The organism is Bacillus sp. IBL03825, from assembly GCF_024712505.1.
GTDB classification, from domain to species: Bacteria; Bacillota; Bacilli; order Bacillales; family Bacillaceae_G; genus Bacillus_A; species Bacillus_A wiedmannii.
On the sequence record NZ_JAMXKE010000001.1, the window covers coordinates 3,304,068 to 3,315,995 of the forward strand.

The 11,928-nt window shown below is 41.3% G+C and carries 10 protein-coding genes, 1 riboswitch and 1 other annotated feature; of the genes, 3 read left to right on the forward strand and 7 right to left on the reverse strand.

Features of this window, described 5'->3' with window-relative positions:
• Positions 1-55: 55 nt before the first annotated feature.
• From NHG49_RS16900 to NHG49_RS16910, 3 genes are all read right to left on the reverse strand, one after another.
• Positions 56-1,249 carry an MFS transporter gene (locus tag NHG49_RS16900; RefSeq protein WP_000417597.1) on the reverse strand — a complete coding sequence of 398 codons (1,194 nt, stop codon included), beginning with the start codon at positions 1,247-1,249 and terminating at the stop codon, positions 56-58.
• A 69-nt stretch (positions 1,250-1,318) separates the two neighbouring features.
• Complete coding sequence (locus NHG49_RS16905; RefSeq protein WP_000845627.1) at positions 1,319-1,882, reverse strand: maltose O-acetyltransferase; 564 nt, start codon at positions 1,880-1,882, stop codon at positions 1,319-1,321.
• 184 nt (positions 1,883-2,066) lie between these two features.
• Positions 2,067-3,065 (reverse strand): tryptophan--tRNA ligase, encoded by a 999-nt coding sequence (locus NHG49_RS16910; protein ID WP_098101606.1) that lies wholly within the window; start codon positions 3,063-3,065, stop codon positions 2,067-2,069.
• Between the two features lie 42 nt (positions 3,066-3,107).
• Positions 3,108-3,316, reverse strand: a binding site (T-box leader).
• Positions 3,317-3,454: 138 nt separating this feature from the next.
• On the opposite strand from NHG49_RS16910, the gene NHG49_RS16915 reads away from it, so the two are divergent.
• On the forward strand, positions 3,455-4,612 hold the full coding sequence (locus NHG49_RS16915) for a 1-deoxy-D-xylulose-5-phosphate reductoisomerase (protein WP_064475868.1): 1,158 nt from the start codon (positions 3,455-3,457) through the stop codon (positions 4,610-4,612).
• Between the two features lie 27 nt (positions 4,613-4,639).
• On the opposite strand, the gene NHG49_RS16920 is transcribed toward NHG49_RS16915, so the two are convergent.
• Positions 4,640-5,761 (reverse strand): AI-2E family transporter, encoded by a 1,122-nt coding sequence (locus NHG49_RS16920; RefSeq protein WP_000416918.1) that lies wholly within the window; start codon positions 5,759-5,761, stop codon positions 4,640-4,642.
• A gap of 63 nt (positions 5,762-5,824) precedes the next feature.
• Complete coding sequence (locus NHG49_RS16925) at positions 5,825-6,073, reverse strand: GlsB/YeaQ/YmgE family stress response membrane protein (RefSeq protein WP_000539720.1); 249 nt, start codon at positions 6,071-6,073, stop codon at positions 5,825-5,827.
• A gap of 136 nt (positions 6,074-6,209) precedes the next feature.
• Here NHG49_RS16925 and NHG49_RS16930 point away from each other — a divergent pair, with 136 nt between their 5' ends.
• Both NHG49_RS16930 and NHG49_RS16935 read left to right on the forward strand, forming a co-directional pair.
• The gene (locus NHG49_RS16930) at positions 6,210-6,671 is read left to right on the forward strand and encodes a GNAT family N-acetyltransferase (RefSeq protein WP_064475869.1); all 462 of its coding nucleotides are present in this window, start codon (positions 6,210-6,212) and stop codon (positions 6,669-6,671) included.
• A 38-nt stretch (positions 6,672-6,709) separates the two neighbouring features.
• Positions 6,710-6,852: riboswitch (cyclic di-AMP (ydaO/yuaA leader) on the forward strand.
• A gap of 96 nt (positions 6,853-6,948) precedes the next feature.
• Entirely contained in the window at positions 6,949-7,092 is a 144-nt protein-coding gene (locus NHG49_RS16935; RefSeq protein WP_000945246.1) for a hypothetical protein, read from the forward strand.
• 54 nt (positions 7,093-7,146) lie between these two features.
• On the opposite strand, the gene NHG49_RS16940 is transcribed toward NHG49_RS16935, so the two are convergent.
• Both NHG49_RS16940 and NHG49_RS16945 read right to left on the reverse strand, forming a co-directional pair.
• Positions 7,147-9,264 carry a collagen-like protein gene (locus tag NHG49_RS16940; protein ID WP_308664678.1) on the reverse strand — a complete coding sequence of 706 codons (2,118 nt, stop codon included), beginning with the start codon at positions 9,262-9,264 and terminating at the stop codon, positions 7,147-7,149.
• Between the two features lie 23 nt (positions 9,265-9,287).
• A complete protein-coding gene (locus tag NHG49_RS16945; protein WP_149174100.1) occupies positions 9,288-11,795 on the reverse strand; it encodes a collagen-like protein in 2,508 nt (835 codons plus the stop codon).
• Between the last annotated feature and the right edge of the window lie 133 nt (positions 11,796-11,928).

An 11,928-nucleotide genomic window follows, 5' to 3' on the forward strand; every position in this document is an offset into this window, starting at 1 on the left:
ACATCATTTTCTAAAGCAATAGAGATGATATATTTCCGCTGCATGCAATCCTTATTTAGCTCGGTGTATTCTCTCTTGTAATAGACGATACAATTCCAGACAAAAGAACAAATAATAAAACAGCTAGCAAGGCATTACGTATTCCGAATGCTTCCCCAAGTATCCCTAAAAATGGTGGTCCGACTAAAAAGGCTGTATAACCAATGATAGAAACTGCAGCAACATTAGAAGTCGCGTTTTCACGGTCATCTCCAGCAGCTGACAGACCAATTGGGAACCCTAGCGCTGCACCAATCCCCCACAGTACTACGCCAAATGCTAGAAAATACGAATTACTCCCAAATATTACGATTGAAATTCCTAGAATCGCCATCATAATAGTGGCACGTACGACAGCGACACGACCGAATCGATCAAGGAAATAGCTGCTACACATACGAGTTAACGTCATTGCTAATACAAAAATTGCGTACATAATAGAACCTGCCACTATACTTTGCTCATGTCCATCTACCATCACGATAGGTAGCCAATCATTTGCACTACCTTCTGCAAATGCCATTCCAAGCACAAAAAGACCAATTAAAAGCACCTTTTTTTCCATACGTAAGGAAGTACGCTTCTCTCTCCTTTTGTTCCGCGATTTCTCCTTCTTTCCTGTTCCATGCGGAAGAAAACGATACACCATACATACAAGTAATAGAAACATGACCGAAATCACAAGAAACTGATACAGAATCGGGATGTGAAGCGACGCTGCGACAGAACCACTGAGCGCGCCTACTAAAGTTCCTACACTAAAAAAGCCATGGAATTTCGGAAGAAGAGTTGTTCCTAATTTCTGCTCAATGGAAGAACCTTCTACATTCAATGCGACTTCCGCCAATCCGTAGCCTACTCCAAATACTAGTAAGCTACTAAAAGCCCCCATACTAGAAACAAAATAAATATTTATACCTAAACAAATCAATCCAACAATCATAAAAAACATACTGCCTATAATAACGTCTCTAGCTCCCTTACAGTCAATGAAGCGGCTTGCACTCAGTAAACCAATTATTGAACCAACAGATAGTCCGAACAAAATCCAGCCCATTTCTGCATTTGACACTGCTAACATATCTCGAGTAGCTGCTGTTCTTGAAATCCATGTAGCAAACGCGACACCTGGCAAAGCAAATAAGAGAAAAAGAGCGTTTCGAGAGGCAAGTAATGTCTTTGTATGATTGTCCGCACTATATTTCTCCATATGAAACACCTTTCACATTGTCTATACGATAAGACACCAGTTTATTCATATACCCGTAAAAAACGATTTCTATAAGTCTATCGTTTTAATAACTTTAGCTGGATTACCACCAACAACTACATTATGAGGTACATCTTTTGTCACAACTGCCCCTGAGGCAATTACAGCGTTGTCTCCAATTGAAATACCAGGGTTAATTATAGCTCCCCCGCCAACCCAAACGTTGTTACCAATCTTTACAGGCTTTCCATATTCTTTACCAGAATTCCGTTCCACCGGATGTAAAGGATGAGTGGCCGTATAAATATGGACACCTGGTGCAAACATACAATTATCACCGATTCGTACTTCACAAACGTCCAAAATCACACAATTAAAATTTGCGAAAAAGCTCTTTCCAACATGGATATTGTAGCCGTAATCACAACGAAAATCAGGATTAATTTGGGCTTTCCCATCAGCTGAAGAACCTAAAAGCTGATTTAATAATGTAAAACGTTTTTCATCTCCTGTCTCCATCGCCTCGTTATAAAGGCGTGTTAAACTTTTTGCCTCCACCCTATCAGCCACTAATTCTTCATCCTCCGCAACATACATTTCTCCCGCTAACATCTTTTCTTTCTCTGTTTTCATACAATCCTCTCCCTCGTTATAGAATGAATCACACTTATTAAACTTGTTTAATAAGTGACTTTAATTATACTTATTAAACAAGTTTAATAAGTAACCCTATATTAGCATACTTTTTAATATGTGCAACTAATAAGTTTTGAAAGGAAATGTGAATTCTTACTTCACCTAACGAAATAGGGAACGCTCAGCGTCCCCTCTCAAATCCAATCCGTTTTTTTATTTCTGCTAAATTTACCCTCGCGATTTTTCTTGCCCGCTCAGCACCTTTTTCTAACGCTTCATATAATAAATTTGGCTCCTTCATATACATAGCGTATTTCTCCCGAGGTCCAGCTAATTCGCGGTCTACAACGCGAAACAACTCTTTTTTTACATCGCCCCATCCGATTCCAGTTTCATACTTTTCGCGCATCGACTGTATTTCATCTTCCGTCGCAAATTCTTTATATATCATAAATAACGTTTCTAGTTCTTTCGGTTCATTCGGAAGTGAGGAGTCTGTTTTGATTTTAAATATTAACTTTCGTAGTTTTTCTTGTTCTGCAAATAATGGGATCACATTTCCGTAACTTTTACTCATCTTCCTTCCATCAAGACCAGGTAAAATGGCACCTTCTTCTTGTATGACATAATCCGGAAGCGTAAATGTTATGCCGAATGTATGATTAAAATACGACGCAATATCACGGGCAATTTCAATATGTTGAATTTGGTCTTTCCCGACTGGTACATGAGTAGCTTGAAATAATAATATGTCAGCTGCCATTAAAATCGGGTACGTATATAATCCCATATTCACTCCAGCATCTACCTCTAACCCTGCTTCTTTATTTTGCTCTACTTTCGCTTTATACGCATGAGCACGGTTCATAAGACCTTTCGGAGTTAGACAAGCTAATATCCAAGCTACTTCTAAAATCTCTGGCACTTCTGTTTGTCGGTAAAAAATAACATCTTCTCCAAGTCCGAGTGATAACCAAGTAGCTGCTACCTCTTTCGTATAACTACTGAACTTTTCTGAATCATGCACAGCATTTAACGCATGATAATCCGCTATAAAATACAATGCGTTTCCTTCATTATTCTTTGACATTTGCAGCGCAGGTTTAATCGCACCAATATAATTTCCTAAATGCGGATAACCAGTTGGCTTAATTCCTGTTAACATTATTTTTTCACTCACACTAACCCCTCCTTTCTCAAAATAAAAAAGCCCCTCATCCTAAAAAAGGACGAGAGACTCCCGCGGTACCACCTTCATTAGCTATCATTAATAGCTCACTTCAACTTCTTAACGTGAAGTAACCGTCTTTACCTACTCATTTCAGTTAGAAGCTCCAGAGCCCATTCCATATTCATCCCTTACTGATTTCCACCACATATCAGCTCTCTGAAAAGTTTTGAATATGTACTCTTCTCTTTCATTGCTTTTTCGTTATTTTTTACAGTTTATCACATTCCCTTTCCAATTAAACCCTAATTTTCTGTTTTATATAGCAGGAATTTTCACCTTGATTGTCTAATAATATATAGGTTTGCAGAAATACTCGAAACAACTTTGGAGGTTTTTTCATGGTAAAATATATATCCATTTTAGGTTCAACGGGATCCATTGGCACATCTGCATTAGATGTCGTTTCCGCTCATCCTGAACATTTTAAAATCGTCGGTTTAACCGCAAATTATAATATCGATCTTCTCGAAAAGCAAATCGAATCGTTTCAGCCTCGTATTGTAAGCGTAGCGACAAGAGAATTAGCGGACACATTGCGTTCTCGTATTTCAACAAATACAAAAATTACATATGGAACTGATGGTTTAATTGAAGTATCTACCCATCCTGATACAAATCTTGTATTAAGTTCAGTTGTCGGTGTTTCAGGTTTACTCCCAACAATTGAAGCATTAAAGGCGAAGAAAGATATCGCCATCGCTAACAAAGAAACTTTAGTTGCAGCTGGACATATCGTAACCGAACTAGCGAAACAAAACGGATGCCGCCTAATTCCAGTCGATAGTGAACATTCAGCTATTTTCCAGTGTTTAAATGGGGAAAATAATAAGGAAATCGAAAAATTAATTGTTACAGCTTCTGGCGGCGCTTTTCGTGATAAAACACGTGAAGAAATGAAAACATTACAAGCGAAGGATGCTTTAAAACACCCAAACTGGTTAATGGGGGCAAAACTAACGATAGATTCTGCCACGTTAATGAATAAAGGGTTTGAAGTGATGGAAGCTAAGTGGCTATTCGATATTCCTTATGAAAAAATTAATGTTATGATTCATAAAGAAAGTATCATTCACTCTTTAGTAGAGTTTATTGATGGATCAGTCATGGCACAGCTCGGTGCCCCTGATATGAGAATGCCGATTCAATATGCATTTCACTACCCTACTCGACTACCTTCATCCTATGAAAAATTAAATTTATTAGAAATTGGTAGTTTGCATTTTGAAAAACCAAATTTAGAGAAGTTCCCCTGTCTACAATACGCATTTGAATGTGGCAAAATTGGCGGTACAACTCCAGCTGTATTAAATGCAGCGAACGAAATTGCAAATGCACTATTTCTTAAAAATGAAATTGCATTTTTCGATATCGAAAAAACAATTTACAATACAATTGAAGCTCATCATAATGTAAAAGATCCTTCACTCGATGCTATATTAGAAGCTGATCAATGGGCACGCCAATACGCAAATCAATTATTAATAAAAAAGAGCTAAAACAGTTTTATCTGTTTTAGCTTTTTTTTACGTATTCAACTTAACAAATCTATAACTATGCGTTACTAACACTTTTAATATCGCATATCCTGGAATTGCTAAAATAATCCCCATAATTCCAAATAAATTTCCGGCAGTTAAAATAATAAAAATGATAGTAATCGGGTGAATGTCTAGCTTTTTCCCCATAACTTGCGGAGAAATAAATTTACCTTCTGCTAATTGTACGACCATCATTACAATAATTACTTTTAACACCATTGATGGCGAGTCAATAAATGCGATAATTAATGCTGGTGTAATTGCAATGATTGGTCCTACGTACGGAACGATATTTACAATCATCGCTAAAATTGCAAGTAATACCGCATATTTAATACCAATAATAAGGTAACCGATTAATAGCATAATACCGATAAACAAGCTAACGATAATTTGCCCTCTAATATACGAGCTAATCGCATAATGCATATCATCTAGTATTCTCATCGCTGCTGGGTGTCTTTGTTCTGAAATAAACTTTAAAAAGTGATTCGGTAATTGTTCACCATCTTTTAAAAGATAGAACAATATAAATGGAACCATTACAAACGTTAAAACGACCTCTGTAACAGTACTTAAAAATCCAGTTACATTTCCAGTTACTGATGATAACGACTTCGTAAAATCAACTGTGTAGTCTTTTACCATACTCGCTACATCAATATTTAAATTCTCTTGAATTTTGCCTAGTAAATTACTTTCCCCGAATCTACGTGCCGCTCGCTCAATTTCATGACCGAAATACGGTAAGTTATCTATTAATGCATCAATTTGATCTTTAATAATCGGGATTACTGTTACAACTAAAAATACAAATAATCCTAGTACTATTATATATATAGAAGCTATTGATACGATTCTTGAAACACCTTTCTTTTCTAAAAGCGAAACGAATGGATGCAATATATAAAATAGCACACCCGCTAATAGTACGGGGAAGAAAATTGTTTTTAAAAAGACGATAAACGGAGTAAACACAAAAGAAATTTTCGTTAGCAATAATATGTTGATAAACAATAATGCAAATCCAAGTAGCACCGCTAAATAATTTTGTTCTCTAAAAAACTTTTTCAGCTTATCTCTTTTTCTTATATTTACTTTCTCCAACGAAACCACCTCTTCGAATGATGAAAAGCCCTTATTCAGGGCTTTTCGTCATGATCTATATCTTTATTTTTTTGCAGCTTTCACTACAAATGATACAATAAGAATTAATACGATTGCACCTAATAATGCTGGCACGACATGAATCCCACCAAAAGATGGCCCAAAAGATCCAAATAATCTACCACCTAACGAAGCACCTAATAAACCTGCGATAATATTTCCAAACATACCACCCGGAAAATTTTTACCCGTTATAGAACCTGCAATTGCACCTATAATAGCACCAACTATTAATGTGATAATCCATCCCATTTTTAGTCCTCCATTTCTATTATAGTGTATTTCTTTTTGATACTAAATTATTATGTAACTATTATAATTATTATATCCAATAAAGAAAAATCTTGTCAAATCTATGAAAATAAAGCTTACAAGGAGGTTTTACCGAGTGATTCAAAAATTAATAACAACTTCTCACAAAACCGCTACTTCTATTTTAAGCATTCAAATACCAGCTTATGAAATCGAGGCACAATATATAAATAGTACAGCTATCCCTCGCCTTTATGATACTGTAGCCGATATTCAATCATGTGATGAAATTTTCTACGGCTATTTTTATGAAGATACACTTGCCGGGTTTATTTCTTTTAAAATGGATGAAGAGGAAGTTGATATTCATCGTTTAGTAGTATCCCCCGATCATTTTCATAAAGGAATCGCTACAAAACTACTACTTTATGTATTTGACATGTTCTCCCCTTCACAAACATATATTGTACAAACAGGGAAAGAAAATACACCTGCTCTGTCTTTATATAAAAAATATGGATTTATTAAAATAAATGATATTATATTATCCGATGGAGTGGTTTTAACCTCACTAAAAAAATCAGAAAACAACAAATAGTTTGACTCATCGATTTATTTATGTTATCTTTTACTTTATAAAACCTTTTGCTGAGTCCAAAATTTGGAGCGGGGGAACCATTTTTGTAGCCATGCTACTTGGGGCGAATCTTTTTTAAGTAGGGAAACTCTCACTTCCCGAGTCCGACAGCTAACCTCGTAAGCGTAATGGGAGAGGAAGGTGCTTTTTGCCTATGTTACACAGTGTACCTCCTTAATTATAAATATGGGATCGATACCAATAGACACCTATATTTATAGAAAAGGAGACATGTATAATGTTACGTTTATCTGATCACGCAATAAAAATGATGGAGCAAAGACTTCGACTCGAACAACATCGCACATATCAAGCAAATAAAGTTGTAGATAACTTACATCACAAATACTTCTTTCAGCATATTTTTCAACCGAAAAGATAAAGAGAAAAACACAAGGAATGTCTATACAGACATTCCTTGTGTTTTTTATATTCCTTATAATATTCTCACTACATTTAAACTTGCCGTAATCGCACCTGCTATAGTGGTCACATGCCCTACACCTAATGGACCGTTTTGTAATATTAATGTTGAATTGGCACTCGTTACATTCACAAGAAGCGTATTTGAAATGGCAGGTTCGATTACTACAGTTACTGTCGTTACGTTTTGTATAAAACTCCCTGCTAGTTGCGTCCCATTTAATAGTAGTCTGACAGATACCGTCTCATTCCCACCAGTCGCGTCCCCTTGGAAATAATAGCTTACTAAATATATTCCTGGGGTGGATACTGTGACAGTTGTAGCACTAGTTAAAGATACTCCTGTTCCATATACTGTAGATCCTGAATTAATTGGAATGTTGGCATTGGCTGCAATTGTACTTGTTGAAGTAGAAAAGAAATAGCCGCCACCTGTTGATATTGCAGATGATCCAGTTGCTCCTGTTAAACCGGTTGGGCCCGTGACACCTGTTGGGCCTGTTACTCCCGTTCCCCCTGTTGCTCCTGTTATTCCTTGTATGCCTTGGATTCCTGTCGGTCCTGTTGCACCAGTCGCTCCAGTCGCTCCGGTTGCTCCGGTTGCTCCCGTCACACCTTGTGGACCTTGAATTCCTTGTATTCCTTGAGGACCTGTTATTCCCGTCACTCCAGTTGCTCCCGCCGGACCTACTATCCCTTGTGGACCTTGGATTCCTTGCACGCCTTGTGGACCGGTTGCTCCTGTCGGGCCAGTTGCTCCGGTTACTCCGGTTACCCCTTGTGGACCTTGGATTCCTTGAGGACCTTGAGGGCCCGTTACTCCCGTCGGTCCGGTTGCACCCGCCTGACCCGTTGGACCCGTCGAGCCAGTTATCCCTTGTATCCCTTGAGGTCCAGTTGGGCCCGTTGGACCAATCGGACCTTGGATTCCTTGGATTCCTTGAATGCCCTGTGGACCGGTTGGACCTTGTAAACCTTGTAAACCCGTTGGACCTGTTACTCCCATTACTCCTTGTGGACCTTGAATTCCTTGGTCACCTGTTGGACCTGTTACCCCCATTGGACCCTGTACGCCTTGCAAACCTGTTAAACCAGTTACCCCTGTCGGTCCCTGTATTCCTTGCACTCCTTGGATTCCAGTCGCTCCTGTTGCTCCGGTCGATCCAGTTGCCCCAGTTGCTCCAGTCGGACCTGTTGGACCTCCCGGTGATCCTGCCGGACCCGTTGGACCCGTTGGGCCTCCTGGCGGACCTGTTGGACCCGTTGCTCCTGTTGGACCTGTTGCAGATCCAGTTGGACCAGTTACTCCCGCCTGACCTGTCGAGCCGGTTGGACCGGGATCCCCTTGCAAGCCAGTTGCCCCTGTTGGGCCTATTACACCTTGCACCCCTTGTATCCCCTGAGAGCCGGTTGGACCGGTTAGCCCCATCTCACCTTGTGGACCTTGTAAACCTTGAACACCAGTTGCCCCTGTTGATCCTATTGGCCCTTGTTCTCCTTGTATTCCTTGAGAACCAGTTGGACCCGTCGGTCCCACCGGACCTTGAATTCCTTGTATACCTGTTACACCTTGTAAACCACTACTCCCTAAATTACCTTGAACACCTTGTATTCCCGTATTTCCTGCTGGGCCCGTCGGACCAATTTCACCTTGCACTCCTTGTATACCCTGTATTCCTGTTGGACCCGTCGGGCCGATTTCACCTTGTATTCCTTGTATACCTTGTATTCCTGTTGGACCTGTTTCTCCCATTGGCCCAGGTATACCTTGTATCCCTTGAATTCCAGTTGGGCCAATCGGACCCCTTTCGCCTTGAATTCCTTGAACACCTTGAATTCCTTGTGGACCTTGTTCCCCCATCGGCCCTTGACTACCTTGAGCACCCCGTGGTCCTGTTAAACCAGTTGGACCTGTTGGGCCAATCTCTCCCTGTACTCCTTGTACTCCTTGAATTCCTGTTGGACCTGTTGGGCCAATTGGTCCTTGTACGCCTTGTATTCCTTGCGGGCCAGTCGGTCCACCTAAAGACCCCGTCGGACCAGTTGGACCAGTTGGGCCCGTAATACCTGACGCCGGAAAAGGAATAGGTGATTGAAACTTACTACACTTATCTTGCTCCCTCACAAGCATCTCCCCCCGTTATAACTAACGTGTCAAACTATTTTTAATACATTTAAACTAGCAGTTATCACACCAGATAATGTCGTTACATGCCCAATAGATAATGGACCATTTTGCAAAGATAAAGTAGCATTTGAAGAAGCAACATTAATGACCATCGTATTAGAAATCGCTGGTTCTAATACAAAGGTACCTCCTGTAACATAAAAAATAAAACTCCCTGCGACTTGCGTTCCATTTAAAGTAAGCCTCACGGAAATCGTTTCATTCCCCCCATTTGGATCACCTTGAAAATAATAGCTGACTAAATATATTCCCGGTGTACTTAACGTTACAGTTGTTGCATTTGTTAAACTAACACCAGAACCAAAAGTTGTAGATCCTGAATTGATTGGTATTAACGCATTTGCTGCAATTACACTCGTTGAAGTAGAAAAGAAATAACCGCCTCCGCTAGGTAAGCCAGTCGCCCCTGTTGCACCTATTATTCCTATGGAACCTATAACCCCTATACTACCAGTTGCGCCTGTTGGTCCCACAGCTCCAATCGATCCTTGACTACCTTGCGCTCCGGCTGGCCCGACACTACCGCTAACCCCTGTCATTCCACTTACTCCAGTTGGGCCTTGCAGACCTTGAATACCTTGAGAACCTTGTATCCCGGTTACTCCCGTTGCTCCTGTTGGTCCGGTCATTCCTGTACTTCCTTGTATCCCTATAATCCCTTGAACGCCTTGTATTCCTTGTGCACCTGTCGCCCCTGCTTCTCCTGTCGCTCCTGTTTCTCCAGTTACACCTGTTATTCCAACATTTCCTTGTGGTCCCTCAGCTCCTTGACTACCTTGTGCACCTTGCACTCCTTGGGGACCTGTTATCCCGTTTTCTCCTAAAACCCCTTGGGGACCTCTAATTCCTTGCGCTCCTGTCGGACCTGTTATTCCTTGTATTCCTTGCATACCTTGAGAGCCTTGCGCTCCTGTTGGGCCTACTATACCTTGTATTCCTGGAGACCCTTGCAAACCAATTGCTCCTGCCTGACCTGTTATTCCTTGAACTCCTTGCATACCTTGAGCACCTTGTGGACCAGTCAATCCATTTTCCCCTTGTATTCCTTGAGGTCCTTGTATCCCTTGAACGCCAGCTGCTCCTGTTTCTCCTCGTATTCCTTGAGGTCCTTGTATACCTTGTGCTCCAGCTGCTCCTGTTTCCCCTCGTATTCCTTGGGGACCTTGGGCTCCAGCCGCTCCTGTTGTGCCTGTGGGACCGATTATTCCTTGTAAGCCTTGTATACCTTGCGCTCCTGTTGGACCTGTTATCCCTTGTATTCCTTGCACACCTTTAGGGCCTTCTGCACCAGTTGGACCGATTTCTCCCTGTGGACCTTGAGTTCCTTGGGGACCTTCTGCGCCAGTTGCTCCTATTATTCCTTGATTACCTTGAGAACCTTGTGCACCTTGTACGCCAGCTACACCAATTACCCCTTGAGAACCTTGTGCTCCCCTTACACCTTGAGGGCCAGTGGGACCAGTTATACCTTGTAATCCTTGCACTCCTATTAGACCAGTTCCCCCTGTTACACCCCGCGTACCAGTTACACCAGTTGGACCTGTTGGACCCCCAGGTGGACCGGGTGGACCAGATGGACCAGTCACTCCACTAGAGGGACCAATTGGACCGGTTGTTCCCGTCGGGGCACCCGGAGGTCCTTCTGGTCCTTGTATACCAATACTTCCAGTTGCTCCTGTTATCCCTCGTACTCCTTTTGCTCCTTGAAAACCTGTGGATCCGTTTATTCCTTGTATTCCTTGAACACCTTGTGGACCTTGGGGGCCTATTACACCTGTTACTCCCCTTATTCCGCTTATACCTTGAGGTCCTTGTATTCCAGTAGAACCAGTTGGACCTATTACACCTTGTATCCCTTGATCACCTTGGTGTCCTTGCTCTCCAGTAATTCCTTGTATTCCTTGGGGACCTTCTTCTCCTTGTATACCTGTAGTTCCATCCTCCCCTTGTATTCCTTGCGCTCCTTGGGGGCCTTGAGGACCTGTTACACCTGTAATACCAGCTTCACCTATAACTCCTTGCATTCCTTGGGCTCCCGTTTTTCCTCTTCCTCCAATTTCCCCTTGTATCCCCGGGGAACCTTGTAGACCTTGACTACCAGCAGGGCCTGTAATCCCTTGTATCCCTTCCAGTCCTTGTAATCCAATATCACCAACAGGACCTTGCTCTCCAATTAATCCTTGAGGACCTTGTAAACCAACCGGACCTGTAATTCCTTGCTCTCCAGTATCACCAACGGCACCTTGTATTCCTTGAGCTCCTGTTGTCCCTCGCGGACCTTGTATTCCCTCGATACCTTGGGGGCCTTGTGGACCCGTTGCTCCTCTAGGTCCAGTAATTCCCGGAGGGCCGACCGGACCTTCATGCCCTCCAGTTGGACCAGTTGAACCACTATTACCAGTAGGACCCGTTGCTCCTATAAGTGGAAGAGGCAGTGCCACTCCAAATTTTTTGCACTTTTTATGATGACGCACAACAATCCCCCTTCCCCAAAATAATTACACTTTTTATATGAAATGCATTTTCATATGAAAAGTACACCTCTAACTTCATTTTTTTAAAAATAAAGAAGCCCATCATTTCATGTATTTGAAATGACGGGCTTCT